This window comes from Ensifer sp. SL37 (genome assembly GCF_026672675.1).
Lineage (GTDB): Bacteria > Pseudomonadota > Alphaproteobacteria > Rhizobiales > Rhizobiaceae > Ensifer > Ensifer adhaerens.
This window is the reverse complement of sequence record NZ_JAPPRN010000006.1, coordinates 541,276-568,127: the sequence shown is the minus strand read 5'-3', so window position 1 is coordinate 568,127 and position 26,852 is coordinate 541,276. Positions and strand designations below refer to the sequence as shown.

Sequence of the window (26,852 nt, the reverse complement as noted above, 5' to 3'; positions counted from 1 at the left end):
CGTCGCTCCAAACAACACCGAACGCCTGGGGAGAGTTCCGACCGGCGTCTTAGAGAATGCCGATCCGCCGGAGAATCCACCAGGCAAAGCCCATGGAGAGTGCGATGAACAGCGCCGCATAGAGCGTGCCGGTGCCGTCGGCGAAGGGCAGCGCCCCGGTGTTCATGCCGAAGAAGCCGGTGACGAGCGTCGGCGGCAGGAGGAAGGCGGTCATCAGCGAAAGGATGTAAAGATGCCGATTGGTCTCCGACGAGATCTTGCTGTCGATCTCTTCATGCAGCAGACGCGCGCGTTCCTGCAGCGCGAAGACGTCGCGGTCGACCGCTTCGAGCCGATCGGAAAGCCGCTCGGCGGCGTCGATGAACCCGGGCGGTACCTCGTCCTCATCCGATGCGCCCGCCCGCCTGAGCAAGGCGAGGATCGTGCGAAGGTGCCGATGCAGCCGCACCACCGTGCGCCGCAGCGGCGCAAGCCCCGGCTGCTGCCGATGCCCGGCCTCGCCATAAACATGGTCCTCGATGACGTTCAGATCCTCGGTCAGTTCCAGAACCAGCGAGATCAGCGTGCGCTGGAATTCGACGACGATCATCTCGAAGAGGTCGATCGGTACCGTGCGCATTTCGTGCTCTTTTCCACCGCTGCCTTGACGCGGTCGATGCTGCGCAAAGGATGCAGGCGGGTGGTGATGATGATGCGGTCGCTCACGGCGAAATGCAGCCAGCCGATCGTCTTCGTCACCGCGTCGAAGGTGCGCTCGAAATCGACGAGCGTGCCGTGCACGATATCGTCCGAAACGGTGATGGCCGCCTGGGTGTCGTGGCTCGTCAGCGTGGCGACTGCGAGCGGCGGCAGGTTGCCGATCCGCTCGATGACCGCAGGCGTTCGCGCGTCCGAGAGCGCGAGGTGAACCCACACCCATCCTTCCCCGGATAGCAGGCTGTCGATCGAGGCGTCGGTGGCGATCCGCTGGCAGCGGCTTTCGCCCGGCAGGAAACGATAGGCCCAGACGATGCCGGGTATTTCAGGGGAAATCAGGTTCATCTGAACGCCTTGTCCAGGGTCCGCTGCCTGTTCCGATCCATCGTTGGCAACGGGAGGGAGGAACATGCAGCCATTCAAAGTGCTAAAGTGACAGTCGCGCGTCCTGCGACGACGCGCGGCACTATCTGTCTTGGCTTCTATGCGCCGTTGATGACAGTTTTGTTACGGGCGGCCGTAGCCCGATGTTCGGGAAGCCGACGGCAATTGACGTTGACGTTTACGTAAAAATCAATAGTGTTCGGCGCACGAGGCCGCGCCCGGCGCGACCTGGCTATCTGGGAGGATCATCATGTACAAGGCACCCGTCGACGAGATCGCATTCACGCTGAAGCACGTGGCAGGCATGGGCGATGCACTGCAATCGGGCGCGCTGGGTGATCTCGGTGAAGACCTGGTCGATGCCATCCTTTCGGAGGCCGGTCGGTTCGCGACGGAAGAGGTGGCGCCGCTTGGCGACATCGGCGACAAGCAGGGGTCGCGCCTCGTCGAAGGCAAGGTCGAGACCCCAGACGGTTGGCGCGATCTCTACCACAACTGGATCGCCGGCGGCTGGAACGGGCTGACGGCCCCGGAAGACTTCGGCGGCCAGAACCTGCCGCATATGCTGCACGTCGCCGCCATGGAAATGTGGAACGCCGGCTCCATGGCCTTCGCGCTTGGCCCGACGCTCACCATGGGCGCCGTCGAGGCGCTGGAAAAGCACGGTTCCGATGAGCTCAAGGCCACCTATCTGCCGAAGATGGTCTCCGGCGAATGGACCGGCACGATGAACTTGACCGAGCCGCATGCCGGCTCCGACCTCGGTGTGCTGAAGGCCCGCGCTGAGCGCCGCGACGACGGCACTTACCGCATCTTCGGCCAGAAGATCTTCATCACCTGGGGCGAACACGACTTCACCGACAACATCGTCCATCTGGTGCTGGCGCGCCTTCCGGACGCGCCGGCCGGCACCCGCGGCATCTCGCTGTTCCTCGTGCCGAAATTCCTGGTCAACGCGGACGGTTCGCTCGGCGAGCGCAACGATCTCTTCTGCCATTCGCTCGAACACAAGCTCGGCATCCATGGATGCCGAGCTTGTGTTCGAGCGAATGGCAGAAGAGATCGCCGACCTGCACGATGATCTATGGCGACGGCAAGTTCGGCGCTGAAAAGGGCGCTATCGGCTATCTGGTCGGCGAGGAGAACCGCGGCCTCGCCTGCATGTTCACGATGATGAACAACGCCCGCCTGGCCGTCGGCATGCAGGGCGTGGCCATTGCCGACGCCGCGACGCAGAAGGCGATCGCCTTTGCCAAGGAACGCACCCAGGGTAAGGCGCCTGGCTGGACGGGGCAGGGCATGAGCCCGATCATCGAGCACCCGGATGTTGCCCGCATGCTCCTGACGATGAAGGCGCTGACGCAGGGCTCGCGCGCGATTTCCTACGCCTGCGCCCACGCCGTCGACATGGGGCATGCAGCCGAAGGCGAAAAGGCGAAGTTCTGGCAGGAACGCTCCAGCCTGCTGACGCCGATCGCCAAGTCCTTCTCGACCGACGCCGGCGTCGATGTCGCCTCGATGGGTATCCAGGTGCATGGTGGCATGGGCTTTATCGAGGAAACGGGTGCTGCCCGCTATCTGCGCGACGCCCGCATCGCGCCGATCTACGAGGGTACCAACGGCATCCAGGCGATCGACCTCGTCACCCGCAAGCTGCCGCTTTCCGATGGCGGCCACGTGCGTGGCTTCATTGCCGAGTTGCGCGAGATCGCCGCGGCAGTTCGTGCCTCGAACCGCGACGGTTTTGGCGAGACGGCTGCACGCCTCGATGCGGCGCTGGACGATCTTTCGGCCGCGACCGAGTGGTTGATTGCGGCGGTTGCCGGCGGCAAGCTCGCAGAAGCACTCGCCGGCGCCACCGCCTACCAGCGCCTGTTCGGCCTGGCGCTGACCGGCGCCTATCTCGCCAAGGGTGGTCTGGCGGAAGTCAGCGATGGCAAGGACGATCAGCGCATTGCGCTCTGCCGCTTCACCGCCGAAAACCTGCTGGCCGAGACTGCCGCGCTGAAAGACCGTGTCGTCAACGGTGCCGACAGCCTCGCCGTCGCTCGCGCTGTTCTGGCCTGAAAGGACCCATCATGACCGACCACGTGCTCATCGAACGGCCGGAAGCCCATCCCGGCGTCCAGGTGATCCGCTTCAACCGGCCGGAAAAGAAAAACGCCATCACGCGCGACATGTACGCGAAGATGACCAATGCGCTGACGGTCGCTTCTACCGATCCGGCCGTGCGCGCCACCGCCTTTCTCGGCACCGATGGTTGCTTTTCCGCCGGCAACGACATGGCCGACTTCCTCGCCTTCGCCATGGGCGGTTCCATGGGCATGGAGGTGATTGAGTTCCTGAGGGCACTCGCGACCGCAACGAAGCCTGTCGTCTCGGGCGTCGACGGTCTCGCGATCGGCATCGGCACGACGATCCATCTGCATTGCGACCTGACGATTGCGTCCGAGCGCTCGGTTTTCAAGACGCCCTTCGTCGACCTGGCGCTGGTGCCGGAAGCGGCCTCCAGCCTGATCGCGCCGCGCATCATGGGTCACCAGCGGGCCTTCGCGCTGCTTGCCGCCGGCGAACCGCTCACCGCAGGCGAGGCCGTGGACGCGGGACTGATCTGGAAGATTGTCGACGCGGACGCGGTCGAGCGCGAAACCCTGGCGCTTGCTGGCCGGCTCGCCAAGAAGCCGCCGGAGGCGCTTCGCATCGCCCGCGATCTCGTCCGTGGCGACCGCAGCGAAGTGCTGGCGCGTATCGACGAAGAGGCGAAGCACTTCGCCGCGCAATTGAAGAGTGCCGAGGCGCGGACCGCCTTCGAGGCCTTCATGCGCCGCTAAACCAGTTTGGATTTGTGATGGGTGAGACGGGTGCCGCTGTGCACCCGTTTTGCATTCGGGGGCAAGCTCTTACCCGGCCGGCGGTAAAGATCCCGTTGCTGCCGCCATCGCGAACTTGAATAGATCAATTTTAATTTGTTCTTAAATACCGGTCGCTAGCGTCCTGCGCGATAGGCCCATCCCTATTTTGGGATGGCCCCAGCCGCATGAAGCAGGGCTGGCCTCGCCTTCGGGCATGTTCAACGTTTTCCCGTCAGCCTCTGCGCGCCGTCTTCACGGACGGACGACGGATGCTGCGCGAAAATCATCAAGAGCTCATGTCCGGCGGCCGCCGCCGGCACCCATTGGGAGCCCACCTTGTCCAAGCGATCGAACCTCATGACGCGCATTCTCGTTGCCGCGTCCTGTGTCGTCGTCGGCGCTTTCGCCGGCTTTTCCGTTTACATCGACAGCCTGCAGCGCGACACGACCACCAAGGCCGTCGAGGAGAACATTGCCTCCTCCGGTACCCAGGCCGCGCAGAGCGTCGCCAAGTGGCTGAACGGCCGCGTCACGCTGACGGCGATGGTGGCTGATGCCACCGGCACCGTCGCGGATGACGGTGGGGTCCAGCCGATCCTGAAGAACGACGTTCTCACCAGCGAATTCATGTCGACCTATGTTGGCAACGAAAGCGGCAAGTTCATCACCTGGCCCGACAATCCGATGCCGGCAGGCTATGACCCGCGTCAGCGCCCCTGGTACCAGCAGGCCGTCAAGGCTGACGCTCGCGTGCTGACCGAACCCTATGTCGACGCGTCCAGCGGCGCGCTGATCATCAGCGCCGCCGTTCCGGTCAAGCGCGACGGCAAGCTCTATGGCGTTGCCGCCAGCGACTTCTCGCTCGATACCCTGGTGACGATGATCAAGGGCGTCGATGTCGGCGGTGAAGGCTTTGCCTTCCTCGCCAGCAAGGACGGCCAGATCCTGGTTCATCCCGATGCCAAGCTGGTCACCAAGTGGCTCGCCGATGCCTTCCCGATCGACACACCGGCAATCGGCTCCGGTATCATGAACACCGAGCTCGACGGCAAGCCGATGCTGGTGAGCTTCGTTCCGGTCCAGGGCCTGCCCTCGGTCGAATGGTATGTCGGCTTCGTCATCGACGCCGACGCCGCCTATTCGGCGATCGATCAGTTCCGCATTGCCGCTACCATCGCCACGATCCTTGCGGTCGGCGTGATGCTCGTCTTCCTCGCGACCTTCCTCAACCGCCTCGTCATCCGCCCGGTTACGGACATGACCAGCGCGATGGAGAAACTCGCGTCGGGTAACCACAACGTCGAGATCCCCGGCGAAGAGCGGACCGACCAGATCGGCTCGATGGCCGCCGCCGTCGCCGTCTTCAAGGCCAATGCAGTCGAGCGCGCCCGCCTCGAAAGCGAAGCGGATGCGAACCGTTCGCTGTCGGAACGCGAGCGACTGGAACGCGAAGCGCAGAAGGCGCGCGATGCTGCCGAAGTGCAGCAGGCCGTCGATGGTCTGGCAACCGGTCTCGGCCGTCTTGCTGACGGCGATCTGGCCTATCGCATCGACAATCCCTTTGCCGATCGTCTCGATCGCCTGCGCGCCGACTTCAACAACTCGGTCGCCAAGCTGCACGACACGCTCTGCGCCGTCGGTGCCAATGCCCGCGGCATTGATGCCGGCGCGACGGAAATCCGCTCGGCCGCCGACGATCTCGCCCGCCGCACGGAGCAGCAGGCAGCCTCGGTCGAGGAGACCGCCGCAGCGCTTGAAGAGATCACCACGACGGTCAAGGACTCCGCCCGCCGGGCTGAAGAGGTCGGCGCGCTGGTCGCCCGCACGCGTGCCGGTGCTGAGAAGTCCGGCGAAGTCGTTGCCAACGCCGTAGATGCGATGCATGCGATCGAGAAGTCCTCGGGCGAGATCTCCAACATCATCGGCGTCATCGACGACATCGCCTTCCAGACCAACTTGCTCGCACTGAATGCCGGCGTCGAGGCGGCCCGTGCCGGTGAAGCCGGCAAGGGTTTTGCCGTCGTCGCGCAGGAAGTGCGTGAACTCGCCCAGCGCTCGGCCAATGCGGCCAAGGAGATCAAGGCACTGATCACCACCTCCGGCAACCAGGTCCGCAACGGCGTGACCTTGGTCGGCGACACCGGCAAGGCACTGGAGACGATCGTCGCCGAAGTCCAGGAGATCAACAAGCACGTGAGCGCGATCGTGACCGCGACGCGCGAGCAGTCGACGGGCCTCCAGGAGATCAACACGGCGGTCAACACCATGGATCAGGGCACGCAGCAGAACGCGGCCATGGTCGAGGAACAGACGGCGGCAAGCCATGGTTTGGCGTCGGAAGCAGCCTCGCTCAACGCACTGCTGGCCCAGTTTAACCTCGGCGATACGCAGAGCGTATACGCGGCAGCGACCAGCCACCGCCGCCGGGCAGCCTAGTCCTCGCCGACATTTGAGAAGCAAAAGGCCCGGGAGACCGGGCCTTTTCTTTGCGCAGTGCATCAGGATTCTCGCTTTTCACTGCAGGATCGCGAGTCATCCCCTTGTTTCTTAAGCTTTGATAAAGCGCTCGCGCATACCGTTTCTTCGCCGCGAAATGACTTCGCCCGCACGTCGCCTCCAGCATTCATCATCGCGATGTGCCCCAGACACCTGTCCCAATGCTCAGCGTGCCCGTCACGCAATCGATGATTTGGCCGCGCACGACCGCAACGGCGGAGGCGCGAGGGGAGACATACGGTGATCCTAAAGACTGCAACGGCAAGAAACATGTTCGCCATCGTGATGACCGGCCTGTTGACCTCCATGGTCACCGCCGCCGTCGTCTTCTGGCTCTCCTATCAGCAATTGCGCGAGCGCAGCATCGCCGAAATGACCAATGCCGCATCCGCAAGCGCGCGCAGCGTCGAGACGAAGTTTGCCGAGGCAAAGACGCTCGCAAACAACATCCGCTCCGCGCTCTATGCGGTAAAGGGCACCGGCGAGCCGTCGCGCGCCGAAATCGAAACCCTGATGAAACGCTGGATCGTCGACAATCCGCTTGCCGTCGGCATGAGCACCGGCTGGGAGCCGAACGCCTTCGACGGCAAGGACGCCGAATTCGTCGGCAAGCCCGGCCATGACGCGACCGGCCGCTTCGTTCCCTATATCGCCCGCTCCGGCGACAAGGTGATCCACGAGGCGCTGGCCGATTATGACAAGCCGGGTCCGGGCGACTACTACCAGATCCCGAAGAAGACCGGCCTCGACATGGTCACCGAGCCTTATGTCTACCCGATCAACGGCAAGGACGTGCTGATGACCTCGATCATGGTGCCGCTGAAGAAGGACGGCGCCTTCATCGGTGTGGTCGGCGTCGACATGGCGCTCGGCGAACTCTCGACCGAACTCGCCAAACTGAAGCCCTTCGGCACCGGTTTCGTCTCATTGCTCAGCAAGGATGGCAGCATCATCAGCCATCCGGATGCCAAGGTCCTCGGCAAGGTGCTGAAAGACACGCCGCTCGCGGGTGAGGGGTGGGGTGACCTCCTGAGCCACACCGGCCAGGCCTTCGCGCTGAAGCACACGGATGGCAGCGGGCATCTGGCCGTCGCCGTACCGGTCAACCTGCTGCCCGACACCGAATGGTACGTCGTGGTCTCGGTGCCCGAAGCCACGGTCTTTGCCGGCCTTTCGCATCTCGCGATGATTTCGATCGCCGTCATTGCCGTTGCCGCCGCGATCATGATCATCGTCGGTTGGACACTGGCGAGCCGCTTCCGCAAGCGCGTCGCCAATGTCATCGGCGTCACCGGCCAGATCGCCGCTGGCGAGACCGACGTCGACCTGTCCGAGGCCGAGCGCAAGGATGAGATCGGCGATCTCGCCCGGTCGCTGCGTGTCCTGCGTGATGCGACGATCGCCAAGATGCAGCTCGAAAGCGAGGCGGATGCGAACCGCTCGCTGTCGGAACGCGAGCGCCTGGAACGCGAGGCGCAGAAGGCGCGCGATGCGGCCGAAATCCAGCAGGCTGTAAACGGTCTCGCGACGGGCCTTGGCCGTCTTGCTGACGGCGATCTCGCCTACCGCATCGACAACCCCTTCGCCGATCGCCTCGACAGTCTCAGAGCCGACTTCAACAATTCGGTCGCCAAGCTGCACGACACGCTCTGCGCCGTCGGTGCCAATGCCCGCGGCATCGACGCCGGCGCGACGGAAATCCGCTCGGCCGCCGACGATCTCGCCCGCCGCACGGAGCAGCAGGCAGCCTCGGTCGAAGAGACCGCCGCGGCACTCGAGGAGATCACCACGACGGTCAAGGACTCGGCTCGCCGCGCCGAAGAGGTTGGTGCGCTGGTCGCCCGCACCCGTGCCGGCGCTGAGAAGTCCGGCGAAGTCGTTGCCAACGCCGTAGATGCGATGCATGCGATCGAGAAGTCCTCGGGCGAGATCTCCAACATCATCGGCGTCATCGATGATATCGCCTTCCAGACCAACCTCCTTGCACTGAACGCCGGCGTCGAGGCGGCCCGTGCCGGTGAAGCCGGCAAGGGTTTTGCGGTCGTCGCGCAGGAAGTGCGTGAACTCGCCCAGCGCTCGGCACAGGCCGCCAAGGAGATCAAGGCGCTGATCACGACCTCGGGAAACCAGGTTCGAAACGGTGTCACGCTGGTCGGCGATACCGGCAAGGCACTGGAGACGATCGTTGCCGAAGTTCATGAGATCAACAAGCATGTGAGCGCGATCGTGACCGCGACGCGCGAACAGTCCACCGGTCTTCAGGAGATCAACACGGCCGTAAACACCATGGACCAGGGCACGCAACAGAACGCGGCCATGGTCGAGGAACAGACGGCGGCAAGCCATGGCCTGGCGTCGGAAGCAGCCTCGCTCAATGCGCTGCTCGCCCAGTTCAACCTCGGAGAAGGGCAGGGCTCTTACGCAGGTGGGGGTGGATACCGCCGCCGCGCGGCGTGACGACGGATCGGCGTCCGCGGGTCATGCTAAGACGAGTGCAAAAACAAGAGGATAGCACGCAAGCGTGAATCAGTCTGGCAGACGCTTCAAGTCGAACGATAACGAAGGCCCGGGAAACCGGGCCTTCTCATTTCTCCAGCGTGACCACCGCCTCGACATGGGCCGACCAGAGGAACTGGTCGATCGGCGTCACCGAGGTGATGCGGTATCCGGCGGCAACGAGGATCGAGAGGTCGCGCGCAAGCGTCACTGGATTGCAGGAGACGGCGACGACCTTCTTGACGCCGGAGCGGGCGATCTCGTGACACTGCACGTCCGCGCCGGCGCGTGGCGGATCGAAGACGACCGCGTCGAAGACCTTCAGTTCCTGCGCCATGAGCGGGCGGCGGAAGAGATCACGCTTCTCGACGGTGACGGGCTTGAGCCCCTGCGTGTTGCGAGCCGCCAGATCGAGCGCCTTCAGTGCCTTGTCTTCGCCTTCGACCGCATGCACCCGCGCCTTGCGGGCGATGCGCAGCGCAAACGTGCCGCAGCCGGCAAAGAGGTCGGCGACGCGCTTGGACTTGCCGAGATGGTCGAGCACCAGCTTCGCCATTGCCTCTTCCCCCTGCGCCGTCGCCTGGGTGAAACTGCCGGGCGGTGGCGAAACGGAAACACCGCCGAAATCAATGACCGGCTTCAACGGCTCGACAATGATCTCGCCATTGAGGCTGACGCGGGCGATGCCGCGCTCGCCGAGCACGGCTTCGACCGTGCGGCGGCGCTCGCGGTCGTCGAGCTTCTTGATGCCATCGACCGAGAGGTCGAGGCCGGAGAGCGTTTCGAGCACGGTGATGCGGAATGGCTCGGCATTGACGGCCATGGCCGCGCCGACTTTGGCAATGGTGGCGAGCTTCGAGACGATACCCGGGCTCGCGATCGGACATTCCGAGATCGCGACGATATGGTGGCTTTCCGCCTGGTTGAAGCCGAGAAGCAGATCCTTCTCGGTCTTGCGGGCGGTGAAGACCGCGCGGCGGCGCTGGCCGGGCTCGGCGGTGATGAGCGGCGCCACCTCGGGTGTGAGCCCTTTCGATTTCAGGGCGGCGATCACCAGATCGCGCTTGAAGCCGTGGTAGAGCGTGTCGGAGGCATGTTGCATCGTGCAGCCGCCGCAGGTGCCGTTGATGCCATCCGGCCCGAAGTGCCGACAGTGCGGTTCGACGCGCTCGGGTGAGGCTTCTCTCACCGACATCAGCGTGCCGTGCGATTTGTTGACGGCGAGCGCGACGCTTTCGCCGGGCAGGGTGAAGGGTGCATAGATCGGCCCGTCAGGACCTTCGGCAATGCCGTCGCCCTGAGCGCCCAGCCGCTTGATGGTGACGGCTTCAGTGGTCATGGCTTCTTGCCTGCCAGCAGGTATTCGACATTGCCGTCGCCGCCGGCAATAGGCGAGGGGATGAGCCCAAGGCTCTGCCAGCCCATGTCCTCGACGAGCCAGCGCTCGAGTTCGGCGGCGACATCAGGTGCGCTGTCGGGATCCTTGAGCAGGCCCGCCTTGCTAATGGCGTCGCGGCCCGCCTCGAACTGAGGCTTCACCAGCAGGATGCAGTGCGAACCGGGAAGCGCCATGTCGAGTGCCGGCGGCAGCGCGAGCTTGAGCGAGATGAACGAGACGTCGGAGACGACGAAAGTGACGTCGCGGTCGTCGATGTCCTCCTCGGTCATCGCGCGTGCATTGAGGCCCTCAATGCTGGTGACGCGTTCGTCACCTTCGATGCGCGGATGGATCTGGCCATGGCCGACATCGATCGCAACCACGTGCTCGGCGCCGCGCTTCAACAGCACTTCGGTAAAGCCGCCAGTCGAGGCGCCGATATCGAGACAGCTTTGGCCTGCGGGGTCGAGCCCGAAATGATCGAGTGCCGCGACCAGCTTCAGCGCGGCGCGCGAGACATAGTCCTGCGCCGGGTCATCGATGGTGATCGTCACGTTCTCGGCAAACATCGACGCTGCCTTGGTGACCGTGCGGCCATCGACCTTGACGGTCCCGCGCTGGATTGCGTCACGGGCACGCGCGCGGCTTGCGACCAGCCCCGAGTTCAGCAGCAGCTGATCGAGGCGGACCCGGTTCTTGTGTTCTTCGTTCTGGCGATCTTCTGACATGTGTTTCTCATGGCGACTTGCCGTCGCAATGGCAAGCCCCCTGTGCTCGCAGCCATCGAGCCCTTCCTGCAATTCCGTCCGGAAAAGCAAAAACCCCGGGGACGAGCCGGGGTTTTTGCTTGAAGTCGCACGGAAGCCTCAGCCGGCAGCGCCGATGCCGATATCCTGCTTTTGGCCGAGTGCCTTGAAGACGGTCGAGACGATGCCTGCGCGGTCGAGGCCCGCTGCGGCATACATCGCCTCCGGCTTGGCCTGTTCCATCCAGACGTCGGGCATGACCATCGGGCGAACCTTGAGGCCGCCGTCGAGCAGGCCGTCCTCGGCGAGGAACTGCAGCACGTGGCTGGCAAAGCCGCCGACGGCACCTTCCTCGATGGTGATCAGCACCTCGTGGTTGCGGGCAAGCTCGCGGATGAGGTCATGGTCCAGCGGCTTGGCAAAGCGCGCATCCGCGACCGTGGTCGAAAGGCCGGCGGCGTCGAGGTCTTCGGCGGCCAGCAGACAGTCGGCAAGGCGCGTGCCGAAGGAAAGCAGCGCCACCTTGGAGCCCTCCTTGACGATACGGCCCTTGCCGATCTCGAGGATCTGGCCCCGCTCCGGCATCTCGACGCCAACGCCTTCGCCGCGCGGATAACGGAACGAGATCGGGCCGGCGTCATAGGCAGCAGCCGTGCGCACCATGTGCTTCAGTTCCGCCTCGTCGGCAGCCGCCATCACCACGAAGCCGGGAAGGGTGGCGAGATAGGTCGTGTCGAACGAGCCCGCATGCGTCGGACCGTCGGCGCCGACGAAACCAGCACGGTCGATCGGGAAGCGCACCGGTAGACCCTGGATCGCCACGTCGTGGACCACCTGGTCGTAGCCGCGCTGCAGGAAGGTCGAATAAAGCGCTGCGAACGGCTTGTAGCCTTCGGCGGCAAGGCCGGCGGCAAAGGTTACGGCGTGCTGCTCGGCAATGCCGACATCGAAGCAGCGCGACGGATGGACCTTGGCGAACTTGTCGAGCCCGGTGCCGGACGGCATGGCGGCGGTGACGGCGACGATCTTGTCGTCGAAGCCGGCTTCCTGCGTCAGCGCATCGGCGAAAACAGAGGTATAGGCGGGCGCGTTCGGCTTCGCCTTCGCCTGGGCACCGGTGATGACGTCGAACTTGTTGACGCCGTGGTACTTGTCCGCGGCAGCTTCCGCCGGCGGATAGCCCTTGCCCTTCTGCGTCACCACATGGATCAGAACCGGACCCTTGGCGTTGTCGCGCACGTTGCGCAACACCGGCAGCAGATGGTCGAACGAATGCCCGTCGATCGGGCCGATATGGTAGAAGCCCATCTCTTCGAAGAGCGTACCGCCGGTGACGTAGCCGCGGGCATGCTCGACCGCGCGGGTGATCGCGCGATCGACGGTTTTGCCGAGATACGCGGTCAGTTTCTTGCCGACTTCGCGGATGCCCATATAGGTGCGGCCGGAGGCAAGGCGCGCCAGATAGGCGCTCATCGCGCCGGTCGGCGGCGCGATCGACATGTCGTTGTCGTTGAGGATGACGATCAACCGCGCGTCGAGCGCGCCGGCATTGTTCAGCGCCTCATAGGCCATGCCGGCCGAAAGCGCACCGTCGCCGATGACGGCGATGACATTGCGGTTCTTGCCGTCGAGATCGGCTGCGACCGCCATGCCGAGGCCGGCGGAAATCGAGGTCGAGGAGTGCGCGGCGCCGAAGGGGTCGAATTCGCTCTCGGCGCGGCGGGTAAAGCCCGAGAGGCCGCCCTCCTGACGGAGCGTGCGGATACGATCGCGGCGGCCGGTGAGGATCTTGTGCGGATAGCACTGATGGCCGACGTCGAAGATCAGCCGGTCATGCGGCGTGTTGAACACCTTGTGGATGGCGATCGTCAGTTCGACGACGCCGAGGCCCGCGCCAAGGTGCCCGCCGGTGCGCGACACTGCGTCGATCATTTCTGCCCGGACTTCTCCGGCAAGCTGCGGCAGATCCTTGTCGTCGACCTTCTTCAGATCGTCGGGATAGGTCACCTTGTCGAGCAAGGGAGTAGCCGGCATCGGATTGGTTGGCAGTTGTGTCACGCTGCATGCCTCATGCGCGCCCCAAAGGTCGGGCGCGCGATAGTTGGTGGGTACCGTCGAAGCGGCTCTTTAGACGCAATCGTTGCTGAATGCAAAATTAGGCGTTCCTGCGTCGTCAACCAAGAGACTAGCGCATGATTCTGTGAATCGAAATCGATTCAAGCGCCATGAGGCAATGTTGCGCGGTTTTCCGCATCCATCCTGTGCCACTTTAGGTCGCGGTCAGCCCTCGGGCAGCGGAACGAATTCCTCTTCGTCTCCGGGCACGATGTCGAAGCGTCCGCTGCGCCACTCTTCCTTGGCTTTCTCGATGCGCTCCTTCGAAGACGAAACGAAATTCCACCAGATGTGGCGGGACGACCCGAGCGCAGCACCCCCGAAAAGCATCACGTGACAACCCTGCGGTCCGGCCGTGACCGTGATCTCGTCGCCGGCGCGGAAGACGAGCAGCTGGTTGTCTGCAAAATGATCGCCGGCAATGATCGCCTCGCCGGAGAGGATATAGAGCGCGCGCTCTTCCCATTGCGCCGCGAAGGGGGCGCTCTTGCCGGGTGCAATGTTGAGATCGACATAGATCGTGTCGGTGAAGACCGAGACCGGCGACTTCGCGCCCTCGAAGTTGCCGATCACCACCCGCGCCTTGATGCCGTCGTCGCTCATATGCGGCAGCATGCGCTCTTCGGTATGGCTGAAGATCGGGTCGATTTCTTCCTTGTGATCGGGCAGCGCCAGCCAGGTCTGCAGGCCCGAGATCGAACGGTCGTGACCGCGCTGGTTCTCCGGCGAGCGCTCGGAATGCACGATGCCGCGGCCGGCCGTCATCAGGTTCACGTCGCCGGGACGGATGACCATCTCGGTGCCGAGGCTGTCGCGATGCTTGATCTCGCCGTCGAAGAGGTAGGTGACGGTCGAAAGGCCGATATGCGGGTGCGGGCGCACGTCGATCGCCTCGCCGGCGCGAAGCAATGCCGGGCCCATGCGATCGAAGAAGATGAAGGGGCCGACCAGGCGGCGCTTGGCCGTCGGCAAAGCGCGGCGAACCTGCAGCCCGCCGATGTCGCTGGTGCGCGGAACGATCAGATGTTCGATGGCGTCGCAGGCGGGCTTGTCGCCGGCGAGCGGGTCGGGGCCTGGAAAGAAAGACATGGCGCGTGCTCCCGTTTTTGCTGTCGCTTCAAGTCCTAACGCCTATGACATCAGGCGGGTAGGGGCGAAGCAAGGACGCAGTGTTTCCGCGCGACGATCAATCCGATCTTGGCAATTCCGGGAAAAGCGTGAAGCGGTTTTCCGCCCGGAATTGCGATGAAACGATCAGTCGGCGTCGAGCGGCTCCACGCCCTGCGGTCTGCCGGCGCGGTCGAGGCGGATCTTTTCGATGCGGTCCTCGGCGGCCTTCAACAGCGCCTCGCAATGCTTCTTCAGCGCTTCGCCGCGCTCGTAGATCTCGATCGACTTGTCGAGGGCGACATCGCCGCGCTCCAGCGCCGAAACGATCCGCTCCAGTTCCTCGACGGCCTGCTCGAAGGAGAGGGCGGAAACGTCCGGTTGCGTAGTGGTGTTCATGTCTACCCTCTCATCAGTCTCAAGATGTGCAGGCCGGCCGATTCGGCCAGGCCCTGAAGGTCATAGCCGCCTTCGAGCAGGCTGACCATGCGGTTGCCAGCGCTGCGATCGGCGATCTCGTGCAGACGCCCGGTCGCCCAGTCGAAATCCTCGGCGACGAGATTGATCTGCGCCAGCGGATCGCGGTGATGCGCGTCGAAGCCGGCGGAGATCAGGATGAAGTCTGGCCGGAAATTGGTGAGTGCTGAAAGCACGCGGCTGCGGAACGCCTCGCGGAAATGTTCACTGCCCATGTTCGGCGACAGCGGCGCGTTGACGACATTGCCCTTGATACCCGTCTCGTCCTTGGCGCCGGTGCCGGGATAGAGCGGCATCTGGTGCGTCGAGCAGAAGAGCACCGAGGGGTCGTCCCAGAAGATGTCCTGCGTGCCGTTGCCGTGGTGCACGTCCCAGTCGACGATCGCGACCCGCTCTGCGCCGTGGACCTTCTGGGCATAGCGGGCGGCGATCGCCACCGTGTTGAAAAGACAGAACCCCATCGCCTTGTTCTTTTCGGCGTGGTGTCCTGGTGGCCGCGCCGCGACGAAGGCGTTGTCGGTCTCGCCGGTAAAGACGGCGTCCACCGCTGCGGTCGCTCCGCCGATCCCGGTTAGCGCCGCGTCGAGGCTCAAGGGGCTGGCATAGGTGTCGGCCTCGAAATGGTTGAGGCCTTCCTCCGGAATGGCGCGCCTGACGGCAGCGAGATGCTCTTCCGGATGTGCGAGCAGGACGAGATCCTCACTCGCCTTCTTCGCCTCGATCCGCTTGAGATCGGAGAAGTTCGGATGTTCGAGCGCAAGGTTCAGCGCCTTCAGCCGGTCCGGCCGCTCAGGATGCCCTTCCGGAACCTCGTGTTCCAGAAAGACCGGATTTTCATAGAGGAACGTGGTCATGCCCGGAACCTAGTGCGCCCACCCTGCAAGGTCCATGGCGAGCCGGTCGAAAGGCGCAATTTTCAACAGCGCGGATCGATGAGCAGCTTGCCGTCGCGGCTCGGATCCGCCTGATGCGCGAGCGCCGCGTCGAGCTTGCTTAGGGGATAGATTTCGGCGATGCGGCTGGAAAAGAGACCCGATCGCAAACCTTCGAAACTCTTGGCAAAGGCCGCTTCGATCACGGGTCGCCCGGCCGAATGCACCCAGGTCCGCAGCCACAGGAAGGAGAAGCGGATGTCCGGCCGCGCCTGGATCGCCGCCTGCGGCACCGGAACGCCGCTGAGCGCCCCATACTGGATGAAGGCGCCGCCCGGTTCGAGCGTGCGCAGAATAAGATCGCCGGCAAACGGACCGCCAACGGCGTCGATGATTGCGTCGAGGCGAAGCTGCGGCACGCGGCCCTCGTCGCCAAACACGATGTGGCCGGGGGCCCCGGTTGCCAGCCGCTCGGCGCTGCGCGCGCTGCGGACGATCCCGGTGGCATCCGCGTCTTCGCCGGCCAGCAGCTTCATCAGCATGCCGCCGATCGCCGACCCTGCCGCGGTGACGCCGATACGGCGGCCACCGAGCGGGCCGAAATGTTGGCGCAGCGCCTTGACCAGTTGCAGCGCCGTCAGCGGATTGACGTAGCAGGTGGCCGCATCGGTCTCGCCGATGTCGTCGGGCAGGGCGAAACACCATTCGGCCGGCCGGATCAGATATTCCTGCCAGAGACCGCTGGCACCGATGGGCACCACGCGATCACCGGGTTTCAGCGACGTCACGCCAGGGCCGACGCGCGTCACCGTGCCGAAGCCTTCGAAGCCCGGCACGAAGGGCAGCGTGGTGCGGGCGCTATAGGCGCCAGTCACCGGGATGAGATCGGACGGGTTGATGGCGGCAAGCGACAGCGCAACCTCGACTTCGCCCGCCGCAGGCGCCACGCGCCCGGCGTCGACCATCGCAATCACTTGCCGGGGATCACCGAACTGGCTAACGAGGGTGGAGCGCATCGTCAGGGAGCCTCGCATGGACGGCAGGGAGCTGGAGAACGTCACGGAAATCCGTATTCCGTTTCGCGATATAGACATGCACGGCCACATGCACAATGCCGCCTATTATGCCCACGCCGAGGCCGCGCTTTCCAGCCTCTGGCGTCACCGTCCGCATGTGGTGAACGAGCCGAGCTATCTCGTGCGCCGCTCGGCCTGCGTCTATCACCGTGGTCTGCGCTACGACGAACCGGCCCGTCTTACCGTCAACGTGGCGAAGGTCGGCGGCAGCTCGATCAGTTTTGTCGTCAAGGTCGAAGCACGCGGCCAACTTGCTGCCGAAGTCGAGGTCGTTTGGGTCGCGGTCGATCCGCAGCGACACACGCCGCTGCCGCTGCCGACGGCGACGCGCGAATGGCTGGCGGCCTATTCGGTCTAGCCAAAGCAATTCCAGGAAAAGCGCGAAGCCGTCACAATAGACGACGCTCCAGCTTTCATGGTGTTTTTGGCCCGTCCAGGCAAAAGGCGCCACCCCCTCTGTCCGGCGGAGCAGAGGGGGTATCTATCTCGTTACCAGACCAGTGTCGCGTACTATGCGAAGCGGTTTTCCGTCCGGAATTGCGCCGCCTAAACCGCGCGAAACAGGGTAACGATACCCATGCCGCCGCCGACGCCCATCATCGCCAGTCCTTCCGTGCCTTTCGGCGATGCCAGCATCTGCGAGAAAAGCCGGACGGTGAGGATCGCCCCCGAGGCGCCATAGGGATGGCCGAGTGCGATGGCGCCGCCGTCGAGATTGACCCTTTCCGCGGCGATATCGAGTTGGTCGAGGCTGCCGAGCACCTGCGAGGCGAAGGCCTCGTTGAATTCGATGAAATCGACCTTTGCCGGATCGAGCGCGGATTGCCGTGCCTTCAGCTTCTGCATTGCCGGGACCGGGCCAAGCCCGAGCAGATTGGGATCGACGCCCGCGGTCGCCGCATCGACGAATTCGAGTGCGAAGGAAACGCCAAGTCGTTGGGCCTCGGCAAGGCTCGTCACCAGCACCACCGCCGCGCCGTCGTTGATCGGGCAGGCATTGCCGGCCGTTACCGTCCCGCCCTCGACGAAGACCGGCTTCAGCCGTTGCAGCGTCTCCAGCGAAGCATTGGCACGAGGGCACTCATCGCGCGACACAGAGCCTGCCGCCGTTTCGACCGGCACGATTTCGCGGGCGAAGCGGCCGGCAACGGCGGCCTCGACCGCGCGACGGTGGCTTTGAAGCGCAAAGGCGTCCTGACGCTCACGGGAGATCTTGCAGGCGGTCGCGACGTTTTCGGCGGCGACGCCCATATCCGGATCACCGATCTCGTCTGGTGCCATGCGGGCGCGCTTGACCGGCGCGAGTTCGCCGCCGCGCTCCAGCGGCGGTCTCAGGCGGATATGCGCACGGCTGGCGCTCTCGGTCCCGCCGGCCAGATAGAAACGGCCGGCGCCCGCCTGGATCATCCGTGCGGCAAGGGTGATCGCCTCCAGCCCGGAACCGCATTGGCGGTCGACGGTGACACCCGGCGTCGAGACCGGCAGGCCGGCTTCGAGGGCGGCGAGCCGGGCGAGATTGCCGGCGCTGTTGGCGGCGTTGCCGAGAAGAACGTCGTCGATCTCGCTCGCCTCTACACCGGTATCGCGGAGAATACGGGCGATCAGCGGTGCCGCCAGCTGCGACGGTTCGATATCGCGAAGCGTGCCGTTGACGCGGCCGATCGGTGTGCGGAGAGCGGCGATAATGACAGGTATGCGTGCCGGGTCAGTCGATGAGTTCGAGAGCATCGTTTCCATCCGCGATCCATTGTCTGAGCGTGCCCGCCGCCACCTTGCCCGACTGCGTCATCGGCATATTCAGGCAGAGCCAGATGCGGCGCGGATGCTTATAGCGCGGCAGGTGGGCGGCGAGATGACGCTCAAGCGCTTCTCGATCAAACATACCGCCTTCCGGCTCGATGACGGCGACGAGTTCGCTGCCGAGATCCGGGTGGTCGAGCCCGAGGACGAGAGCGGCGTGCACGCCGGGATCCGCGGTCAGCGCGGCTTCCACTTCCTGCGGGTAGATGTTGTTGCCGCCCGAAAGCACCATGCCGCCGGACCGGCCGAGGAGGTGCAGGGTGCCGCACTCATCGAGGAAGCCGAGATCGCCGACCGTCGCCAGCGACCCGAGACGACGGAAGCCGGCACCATCGGTGGTGCCGACATACCCGTCGGATATGAGGGCGCTGTCGACGAAGATCGTGCCCGTCTCACGGGTTGGCATTTCGCCCCCCCTGTCGTCGCGAATGCTGAGCGTAACACCCGGGAAGGCACGGCCGACGGCGGTGGCCGAAGCGGTGTCGCCGTTGGTAGCAACACTGATGAAGCCCAGTTCCGAGGCGCCGTAATATTCGATGATATCGGCTTTCGGAAACGCGAGTGCCGCGCTGTCGCGATCGTTTTCGGTCAGCTTGGCGCCGGCGACGGTGATCTGGGTGACGGATGTTTGCGGCCGGCCGGCGGCTGCAGCGCAGAGCCGCCGCAGCATCGTCGGCACCAGCGCCAGTCGCTTGACCTCTTTCGCCTCGACGATGGACATCGCCCGGGAAGCCTCGAAATGTGCGGCCCCGATGAATTCGGCGCCGGCGACAAGGGTTTCGGCAAGCGCATAAAGTGTCAGCCCGTGCGCGAGCGGACCGGGCGCAAAGGTGCGGGTGGCGCGGTCGATGCCGAAGAAGGCTTCGCCTGTGGCCAAGCTCCTGCGCCACGAACCGCGATCGCGGATGATCGCTTTCGGCGTTCCTGTTGTGCCCGAGGTGAAGACGATCAGGAATGGTTCCGTGTCGTCGCCGATTGCGAGCGGCTTTCGCTCGCTGCCGTCGGTCTCGCGAAAGGTTCGCGTTTTGCCGCTTGCGGGCGCATGGAGCGAAAGGTTGGCGCCATCGGCCCTAACAATGAGATCGGGCGACAAGCGATCGTGCATCGTCTGGCGCGTCGCCTCCGGCAGATGCGGATCGATCAGCGCGACGCAGTTGCCGCCGCTGGTGGCGGCAAAGAAGGAAGCGGCGAAGAGCGGATGATTGCCCGTCTCCAGTGCGATCAGGCGAGAGCGGTCGCCGAGCACGCTGCGGCGTTCGGCAACCAAATCTCCGAAACGTTCGGCAAGTGCGCCGGCGATGCGAGCGAGGTCACCAAAAGTGAAAACCCGGCCCTCGATTTGGAAGGCCGGGGCATGCGGATGGTCTTGCGCGTGGCGATGGATCGCGGCGGCAAACGGCATGGGCTCAGGCGCGGGCCGGCAACAGCGGATAGCCGGCGTAGACCGCGCGTGCGGCAAGCGTCGCGATCGCAGCCTTCAGCAGGTCGCCCGGAATGAAGGCGAGCGAGCCGGCTGCAACGGTCATGAGCGGGGTGCCGGTGACGGCAGAAACCCAGGGCATGCCGATCGCATAGAGCAGGACGATGCCGCCGAGGACGGAGGCGAGGAAGAAGCCGATGAATTGGCGCGTTTCGGCCTGGCCTTCGCGCACGGTGCGCTCGGCGATCAGGCCGGTGACGAAGGTGGCAACGACCCAGCCGATGATGAAGCCGCCCGACGGGCCGGCAAAGACCGCAAGACCGCCGCGGCCGCCCGAAAGCACCGGCAGGCCGATGGCGACCAGCAGCAGGAACAGCAGGAAGGCGAGCGCGCCGCGCCTGGCGCCGAGAATGCAGCCGGCGAGCATGACGCCCATGGATTGCGCAGTGATCGGGACCGGAATGAAGCCGAGCGTGATCGGCGGAATGAAGCCGAGCACGACGACGATCGCGGCGAAGAGGGCGATGAGCACGAGATCTCTGGTATTCATGTAGTTCCGCTTCCCTGTTTTTTAGAATTCGCGAATTTATTGACGGCGAAATCCGCGCGCGTCAATCGCGGCAGCAATCGTGTCGGCATCTTTCAGCGTCAGGATGATCAGCGGCCCTATGATCGTCAACGGCCGGACGGGCAGTCCGCGGGCGCGATGGGCTTCGCGGATTGCCTGATAGCGCGCAAAGATATCCGGGACGAAGCGCAGTACGAGCCCGAGCGCCAGGCTGACATCGGCCGCCTTCAGCCAGCCCAGCCGTTCCAGCGGGCTCAAGAGGATGGTGATCTCGTCCATGAAGGCGCTGATCGTCGTCGTCGCCGTGACGGCGGCTGCAAACAGAACCAGCGCCATCAGCCGCAAGGTTAACGCGGCGACCTCGGCAATGGACAGGTAAAAGAGATTGACGGCCGCCAGAAAGAAGATCGTCAGGAAGACGAAGCCGACGCGCTTCAGCGCCTCCTTGGGCGTAAGGCCGGCGCAGAGGTAAAGAGCGGCGGCCACGATGAAGGCGATCGCCTGAACCGCGAGCGAAGCGCTCAAAAAAAGGCCGATGCTCGACGCCACGAGTGCCATCAGCTTGACCCTGACCGGCAGCCGGTGGAGCAAGCTGTTGCCCTCGATGTGCAGGCTCGTCAGCATCCGGCGATCTCGTGATAGCGGCGGATCGCGTCTTGCGGGTTGCCGTCGAAGGCAAGACGGCCCTCATGGAAGAGCAATAGCCGTTCGACATTCTCGACGAGCCCGAGATCATGGGTGATCACCACCGTATCCTCCGGCAGGTCGTCGATCGCAACAGCGACACGGCGGCGGTTCTTCAGGTCAAGCTGGTTCGTCGGCTCGTCGAGGATCAGGATTTTCGGATCGGTAACGACGACGCTCGCCATGGCGACGAGCTGCGTTTCTCCGCCCGAAAGCTCATGCACGCGTCGCCTTGCCAGGTGTTCGATGCCGAAGCGCGAAAGTGCTGCCTGCATGCGGCGGTCGACTTCTTCGCGCGAAAGCCCGCGGTTTTTCAGCCCGAAGGCGATGTCCTCGGCGACGATCGGCATGATCAGCTGGTTGTGCGGGTTCTGGAAGATGAAGCCGGCCTCGGAAAGCACGGCGCGGTCGTCTTTGATCGTATCGAGCCCGTTGACCGTAACGCCGCCGGAGGAAGGCTTCACCAGACCGTTGATCAGTCGGGCGAAGGTTGTCTTGCCGGAACCGTTGAGGCCGATGATGCCGATGCGTTTTTCGTTGAGCGTGAGCGTCAAGGGGTGCAAAGCCACCCGCTCGCCGAAGCGGACCGCGCAATCGGTAAAGCGGATGTCCATTCCGTTCCTCGCTGTCTCCGGCCCGCGCCGTTTTCGGGTTGCTCTATAGGCCAAGTGCGACAACAAGGGCAATGCAGTCCGCGGACCGATGCGGCATTTGAATTATGGGAATAAAAGCCTATTGTTATCGTCATGACGATTCGCCTTTCCAACAGCGACGCCCGTCGCATCTTCCTCGCCAAGCAGGGCCTTTCAGGCGCGCCCAACCGCGCGCTCGGCAAGGAAGGCCTCTTGAAGCTCATCCACGACATCGGCTTCGTGCAGGTAGACAGCATCGCCACGGTGGAGCGCGCCCATCACCAGATCCTGTTTTCCCGCAACCAGACCTATCGTCGAGAGCATCTGACGGCGCTGCTGGAGGACGATCGCGACCTCTTCGAGCATTGGACCCACGATGCCTCGATCATTCCAAGCAGCTTCTTCCGCTATTGGAAGCACCGCTTCAAATGGGAAGGTGAGACGATCGTCGAGCGGTGGAAGGCGTGGCGTGGCGAAGGCTTTGAAAAAGGCTGCGACGACACTTATCAGCGTATTGCCGAAGGCGGCCCGGTGCTCGCCCGAGACTTGAAGGAAGCCGAACACCAGTCTGGCGGCTGGTGGAACTGGCATCCGTCGAAGACGGCGCTGGAAGTGCTGTGGCGCACGGGCAAGCTGGCGATCGCGCGGCGCGAGAATTTCCAGAAGGTCTACGATCTCACGGAAAGAGTGATCCCGCCGCACCACAACGAGGATGACGTCAGCCATCCGGAGTTCATCGACTGGGCTTGCCGCAGTGCGCTGGAGCGTCTCGGCTTTGCCACCCATGGCGAGATTGCCGCCTTCTGGGATCTGGTGTCGCCCGAGGAGGCCAAGACCTGGGTGGCCGAGCATCGCGACGAACTCGTGGAAGTGCAGATCGAAGCGATCGATGGTGGACGCCCGCGTGTCGCCTACGCCTTCGCTGGATTCCCGGACGCACTTGGCGATATCCCTGAGCCGCCGGGCCGGGTGCGGGTGCTGAGCCCCTTCGATCCGCTGCTGCGCGACCGCAATCGTACCGAGCGCCTGTTCGGGTTCTATTATCGCATCGAGATCTTCGTGCCCGAGGCCAAGCGCGAATATGGCTATTACGTCTTCCCGCTGATCGAGGGCGACCGGCTGATCGGCCGCATCGACATGAAGGCGGACCGCAAGCGCGGCAGCCTCGATGTCCGCAAGCTCTGGCTCGAAAAGGGCGTCCGCGCCTCGACAGGGCGCCTGGAACGCATCGATGCCGAGCTCGATCGGGTTGCCCGCTTCGCCGGCGTCGAGCGGGTGGAACGGCTCGACGGCTGGAATACGTCGCTGTAGCGACTTGAGCTGCTGCATGCTTGCGTCGATCGGTGCGGATCGAGGAAACATGCGGCCCGTGATATTTTCCTTGGCTTGAACCCGCCGCCTTCCTAAATGGAGGCGATAGAAATTCCTGACGCGGGAGCGTGCCACTATGAACACCGATATGATGAGCCTCTTCGATGCCGACGAGGCAACGGTCCGCAAGGTTCTCTCGGAAACGCTCGCCGGTGCCGACGACGGCGAACTGTTCCTCGAACATGCGCAGGCCGAGGTGCTTTCCTTCGACAACGGCCGGCTCAAGGGCGGCAGCTTCAATACCGACCAGGGTTTTGGCTTGCGCGCCGTTGCCGGCGAAGCGGTCGGCTACGCCCATTCCGGCGAACTTTCGCTTTCGGCGCTCCGCCGTGCTTCCGATGCCGTGGCGCAGGTGACGCGCGGTTATGCCGGCTCCTATGCCGCAGCCCCTCAGCGCACCAACAAGAAACTCTACGGCGACGAAAACCCGATCGGCGAGCCGAGCTTCGAGGCGAAGGTCGCGCTGCTCCAGGAAATCGACGCCTATCTGCGCGCCAAGGATCCGAAGGTCCGTCAGGTGACGGCGACCATCGCCGCTAGCTGGCAGGTCGTCGATATCCTTCGCGCCGATGGCCACCGCGTCCATGACGTCCGGCCGATGACCCGCATCAACATCTCCGTCGTCACCGGCGAAGGCGATCGCCAGGAAAGCGGCTCCTTCGGCACCGGCGGGCGTCGCGGCTTCGGCGATTTCGTCACCGCGGAAAGCTGGAAGCAGGGCGCCGACGAGGCGCTGCGCCAGGCACTCGTCAATCTCGAAGCGATCGATGCGCCCGCCGGCACCATGGACGTGGTGCTTGCCTCCGGCTGGCCGGGCGTCATGCTGCACGAAGCCGTCGGCCATGGCCTGGAAGGGGACTTCAACCGCAAGAAGACCTCGGCTTTTGCCGGCCTGCTGGGCCAGCAGGTGGCTGCCAAGGGCGTCACCGTCGTCGACGACGGCACGATCGAGGCGCGCCGCGGCTCGATCTCGATTGACGACGAAGGCACGCCGTCGGGCTACAACGTGCTGATCGAGGACGGCAAGCTCGTCGGCTACATGCAGGACCGGCAGAACGCCCGGCTGATGGGCATGCAGCCGACCGGCAACGGCCGTCGCCAGGGCTATGCCCATGTGCCGATGCCGCGCATGACCAATACCTACATGCTCTCCGGCGGCAACACGCCGGAGGAAATCATCGCCTCGGTCAAGAAGGGCATCTATGCCGTCTCCTTCGGCGGCGGCCAGGTGGACATCACCTCCGGCAAGTTCGTGTTCGGCTGCACCGAGGCTTACCTGATCGAAAACGGCAAGATCGGCGCACCGGTGAAGGGCGCCATGCTGATCGGCAACGGCCCGGATGCGATGAAGCGCGTGACCATGGTCGGCAACGACACCAAGCTCGACACCGGCATCGGCAATTGCGGCAAGGCCGGCCAATGGGTACCGGTCGGCGTCGGTCAGCCGCATCTGCGCATGGATCAGATCACCGTCGGCGGCACGCAGGCGTAAGGTCCGATGGCGGTCTTCAAGCTGTCCTTTCTGTCGCCGAAGACCGCCACACCGACGCACGAACTGAGGTTTGATCGCGATGCCGCCGAGATCGCGCGGGCGTTGGACCTGCAAAACGGCGTCTTCCTGGATCATGCCTGCTACCGTCTGGATCAAGACGACCTGACGCTGCTGGCGTCGGCCGTCGGGCTTGCCTTGCCAGAAACAGGCGAGGAAGCTGAGCTTCGGCGGCCGCATGCGCTCGATACCGTGCCCTATCTGGTGCACACCGGCTATGAGCTTCCGCTGATGCTGGAAGGGCGCAAGCCCTTCGCCTTCTTCAGCGACGATGCCGCGTCGCCCTGGCTTGCCGAAACCAAAGAGTTGTTCGCGCCGCACGTTGCCGACGGAACTTTGCTTGCGGACATGTTCGAGTTCTCGCGGATGTGCCCGACAACGACCGGTGGCGAGAAGGAGCAGAGGGGTTCTCTACCTCACCTATGCGTTGCCGGGGGAAGAGTGGCGTTTCGAGCGCTTCAGGCAACGCTGCCACCAGCTCTTTTGCAATTGGCGCCCATGGACGGCAGAAGACGAGTGCGAGGAGGGGCTGCTGCTTGGCTATAGCCAGGAGCAGTGCGACTGGTGGCTCGCCAACCGCTTCCGTAGAGCCGTCGTGCAAGAGTGACGAAGGCTCTGAGGCCGGCGGCCAATCAGCCGCGCGACGGCAGCATCATACAGTCATAGGAGCGCTCTTTGAGGGCATCGCAGGCTGCTGCTGCCGCGTCGCGGCTCGAAAAGCCGACGAAGCGGGCGCGGTAGATCGCTTTGGCACCCTTACCGACGGCTTCCGTGTAGGGCGTGGCGCCCGCGAGCGGCGCACCGGCTTCCGAGCGCGCCTGCGCCAGCAGCATGCGCGCAGCCTCGGCTGATGGTGCCGCCGAAATCTGGATCTGCCAGCCGCCTGACGCAGCCGGAACTGCAGCCGTCGTTTCGATCTCGGCAAGCTCCGTCGGTCGTTCCGCGGGGATGGCGGCCGTCGATGTCGCTGTAATCAGGGCAGCAACCGAATCCCGCTTGGCCCGCTGCGGTGCGGTGTAGGGCATCGGAACCTCTGATGTCGCGACCGCGGCCACTTCGACGGGGGCTTCGACCGTCTTGCCGCTGCGCGTGGATGCCACCAGCTGCCGTCCGCCCTTGGTTGCCTTGCCGACATGGCGATCGAGAAGGGCCGCCATCTTGGCGTCGCGGCTGCGCGCCGTCTTGCCGCCGAGAACAACGCCGACCACCCGGCGATTGCCGTCCTTGACGGCGCTGACGAGGTTGAAGCCGGAGGCATTGGTGTAGCCGGTCTTGATGCCGTCCATGCCGTCGTAGCGGTACATCAGGTTGTTGTGCCCCCGCACCTTGCGGCCGCGGAAATTGAAGCTTTCGGTCGCAAACAGCCGGTACTCCCTGGGGAAGTCGCGCATCAGCGCCACGGCGAGCGTCGACATTTCACGCGCCGTCGTCACCTGCTTGCTGGCAGGCAGGCCGGAGGCATTGATGAAGATGGTCTTGCTCATGCCGAGCTGACGCGCCTTGGCGGTCATCATGCGGGCGAAATTCGCCTCGGAGCCGCCGAGCTTCTCGGCCATCGCTGCCGCGGCATCGTTGCCCGAGCGCACGATCATGCCGAGGACCGCCTCGCGCACCGTGATCGTCATGCCGGACTTGAGGCCGAGCCGCATCGGCGGCTTGGCGGCCGCCGCCTTCGAAACCTTGATCTTGCTGTCCCAGGAAAGCTTGCCGCTCTTCAGCGCCTCGAAGGCCATATAGACCGTCATCATCTTGGTCAGGGAGGCAGGATGATTGAGGACATCGGCGTTTTCAGACGAGAGGACCTTGCCGGTGCGCGCATCGAGCACCAGCGAGGCGCTTCCGGCGACGGCTGTCGCCGTCCCGAGCGCCAGTGCGAAGGTCGCCAGCAGGAGGCAGCGCAAAGTTTTCATATCGATCCCCGTCGAGTAGCGCCCTCGGCAAGGCGCAAAGCTGTTTCGTTTTGTGACAAGATCCGTGTCTTTGCTGCAACTTTAGGGCGGAATGTGGCGAGCCGACCTTGTTTTCGAGGTTGTGGTAAATGGCCGATGAACGCTCTCCCCGTTCAACAAGGTTTAACGCCCTCGCCGTTAACTTTCCAGGCTGTTAGTCCGCGCCGGAACCACGCGGGCCAGA

At 64.3% G+C, this 26,852-nt stretch carries 20 protein-coding genes and 2 pseudogenes; 8 read left to right on the top strand and 14 right to left on the bottom strand.

Annotated elements, in window-relative coordinates; all coding sequences use genetic code 11:
• Positions 1-49: 49 nt before the first annotated feature.
• A pseudogene (locus OVA00_RS14965) lies at positions 50-1,041 on the bottom strand (transporter).
• Positions 1,042-1,330: 289 nt separating this feature from the next.
• On the opposite strand from OVA00_RS14965, the pseudogene OVA00_RS14960 reads away from it, so the two are divergent.
• The 4 genes and pseudogenes from OVA00_RS14960 to OVA00_RS14945 all read left to right on the top strand — a co-directional run bounded on the left by OVA00_RS14960 (position 1,331) and on the right by OVA00_RS14945 (position 8,885).
• Positions 1,331-3,147, top strand: a pseudogene (locus OVA00_RS14960) (acyl-CoA dehydrogenase).
• Between the two features lie 11 nt (positions 3,148-3,158).
• Positions 3,159-3,911: a crotonase/enoyl-CoA hydratase family protein gene (locus OVA00_RS14955; protein WP_268089264.1), complete on the top strand. Its 753-nt coding sequence runs from the start codon at positions 3,159-3,161 to the stop codon at positions 3,909-3,911.
• Between the two features lie 357 nt (positions 3,912-4,268).
• Positions 4,269-6,368: a methyl-accepting chemotaxis protein McpU gene (gene mcpU / locus OVA00_RS14950; protein ID WP_442780510.1), complete on the top strand. Its 2,100-nt coding sequence runs from the start codon at positions 4,269-4,271 to the stop codon at positions 6,366-6,368.
• Between the two features lie 330 nt (positions 6,369-6,698).
• Positions 6,699-8,885, top strand: a complete 2,187-nt coding sequence (locus OVA00_RS14945) for a methyl-accepting chemotaxis protein (RefSeq protein WP_268089263.1) — start codon at positions 6,699-6,701, stop codon at positions 8,883-8,885.
• A 127-nt stretch (positions 8,886-9,012) separates the two neighbouring features.
• Here the strand turns inward: OVA00_RS14945 and OVA00_RS14940 are convergent, their stop codons facing one another.
• The 7 genes from OVA00_RS14940 to OVA00_RS14910 all read right to left on the bottom strand — a co-directional run bounded on the left by OVA00_RS14940 (position 9,013) and on the right by OVA00_RS14910 (position 16,635).
• Positions 9,013-10,263: a class I SAM-dependent RNA methyltransferase gene (locus OVA00_RS14940; protein ID WP_268089262.1), complete on the bottom strand. Its 1,251-nt coding sequence runs from the start codon at positions 10,261-10,263 to the stop codon at positions 9,013-9,015.
• The gene (locus OVA00_RS14935) at positions 10,260-11,030 is read right to left on the bottom strand and encodes a TlyA family RNA methyltransferase (RefSeq protein WP_268089261.1); all 771 of its coding nucleotides are present in this window, start codon (positions 11,028-11,030) and stop codon (positions 10,260-10,262) included. Before OVA00_RS14935 ends, OVA00_RS14940 begins: the two co-directional genes overlap by 4 nt.
• Positions 11,031-11,168: 138 nt before the next feature.
• Positions 11,169-13,082, bottom strand: a complete 1,914-nt coding sequence (gene dxs, locus OVA00_RS14930) for a 1-deoxy-D-xylulose-5-phosphate synthase (protein ID WP_162770768.1) — start codon at positions 13,080-13,082, stop codon at positions 11,169-11,171.
• A 246-nt stretch (positions 13,083-13,328) separates the two neighbouring features.
• Positions 13,329-14,252: a pirin family protein gene (locus OVA00_RS14925; protein WP_060516327.1), complete on the bottom strand. Its 924-nt coding sequence runs from the start codon at positions 14,250-14,252 to the stop codon at positions 13,329-13,331.
• 165 nt (positions 14,253-14,417) lie between these two features.
• Positions 14,418-14,669, bottom strand: coding sequence for an exodeoxyribonuclease VII small subunit (locus tag OVA00_RS14920; RefSeq protein ID WP_034801154.1), 252 nt, complete (start codon positions 14,667-14,669; stop codon positions 14,418-14,420).
• A 2-nt stretch (positions 14,670-14,671) separates the two neighbouring features.
• Positions 14,672-15,601, bottom strand: coding sequence for a histone deacetylase family protein (locus OVA00_RS14915; protein ID WP_060516323.1), 930 nt, complete (start codon positions 15,599-15,601; stop codon positions 14,672-14,674).
• Positions 15,602-15,663: 62 nt separating this feature from the next.
• Entirely contained in the window at positions 15,664-16,635 is a 972-nt protein-coding gene (locus OVA00_RS14910) for a zinc-dependent alcohol dehydrogenase family protein (RefSeq protein ID WP_326494148.1), read from the bottom strand.
• A 16-nt stretch (positions 16,636-16,651) separates the two neighbouring features.
• Here OVA00_RS14910 and OVA00_RS14905 point away from each other — a divergent pair, with 16 nt between their 5' ends.
• Positions 16,652-17,053 (top strand): acyl-CoA thioesterase, encoded by a 402-nt coding sequence (locus OVA00_RS14905; protein WP_034801160.1) that lies wholly within the window; start codon positions 16,652-16,654, stop codon positions 17,051-17,053.
• Positions 17,054-17,241: 188 nt separating this feature from the next.
• Here OVA00_RS14905 and OVA00_RS14900 read toward each other — a convergent pair whose 3' ends face one another.
• From OVA00_RS14900 to OVA00_RS14880, 5 genes are read right to left on the bottom strand one after another with little or no spacing between them, the layout of a single operon-like run.
• Positions 17,242-18,423, bottom strand: coding sequence for a thiolase family protein (locus OVA00_RS14900; RefSeq protein ID WP_268090335.1), 1,182 nt, complete (start codon positions 18,421-18,423; stop codon positions 17,242-17,244).
• A complete protein-coding gene (locus tag OVA00_RS14895; protein ID WP_268089259.1) occupies positions 18,401-19,897 on the bottom strand; it encodes a class I adenylate-forming enzyme family protein in 1,497 nt (498 codons plus the stop codon). Before OVA00_RS14895 ends, OVA00_RS14900 begins: the two co-directional genes overlap by 23 nt.
• A 4-nt stretch (positions 19,898-19,901) precedes the next feature.
• Positions 19,902-20,465, bottom strand: a complete 564-nt coding sequence (locus OVA00_RS14890; protein WP_060516319.1) for a biotin transporter BioY — start codon at positions 20,463-20,465, stop codon at positions 19,902-19,904.
• 36 nt (positions 20,466-20,501) lie between these two features.
• On the bottom strand, positions 20,502-21,107 hold the full coding sequence (locus tag OVA00_RS14885; protein ID WP_082566263.1) for an energy-coupling factor transporter transmembrane component T family protein: 606 nt from the start codon (positions 21,105-21,107) through the stop codon (positions 20,502-20,504).
• Positions 21,101-21,781 (bottom strand): energy-coupling factor ABC transporter ATP-binding protein, encoded by a 681-nt coding sequence (locus tag OVA00_RS14880; RefSeq protein ID WP_034801169.1) that lies wholly within the window; start codon positions 21,779-21,781, stop codon positions 21,101-21,103. Before OVA00_RS14880 ends, OVA00_RS14885 begins: the two co-directional genes overlap by 7 nt.
• Positions 21,782-21,913: 132 nt before the next feature.
• Here OVA00_RS14880 and OVA00_RS14875 point away from each other — a divergent pair, with 132 nt between their 5' ends.
• The 3 genes from OVA00_RS14875 to OVA00_RS14865 all read left to right on the top strand — a co-directional run bounded on the left by OVA00_RS14875 (position 21,914) and on the right by OVA00_RS14865 (position 25,265).
• Entirely contained in the window at positions 21,914-23,110 is a 1,197-nt protein-coding gene (locus OVA00_RS14875) for a winged helix-turn-helix domain-containing protein (protein WP_268089258.1), read from the top strand.
• A 136-nt stretch (positions 23,111-23,246) separates the two neighbouring features.
• Positions 23,247-24,662 carry a metalloprotease TldD gene (gene tldD / locus OVA00_RS14870; RefSeq protein WP_268089257.1) on the top strand — a complete coding sequence of 472 codons (1,416 nt, stop codon included), beginning with the start codon at positions 23,247-23,249 and terminating at the stop codon, positions 24,660-24,662.
• Positions 24,663-24,668: 6 nt separating this feature from the next.
• Positions 24,669-25,265, top strand: coding sequence for a hypothetical protein (locus OVA00_RS14865; RefSeq protein ID WP_268089256.1), 597 nt, complete (start codon positions 24,669-24,671; stop codon positions 25,263-25,265).
• An 86-nt stretch (positions 25,266-25,351) separates the two neighbouring features.
• Here OVA00_RS14865 and OVA00_RS14860 read toward each other — a convergent pair whose 3' ends face one another.
• A complete protein-coding gene (locus OVA00_RS14860) occupies positions 25,352-26,629 on the bottom strand; it encodes a D-alanyl-D-alanine carboxypeptidase family protein (RefSeq protein WP_268089255.1) in 1,278 nt (425 codons plus the stop codon).
• Between the last annotated feature and the right edge of the window lie 223 nt (positions 26,630-26,852).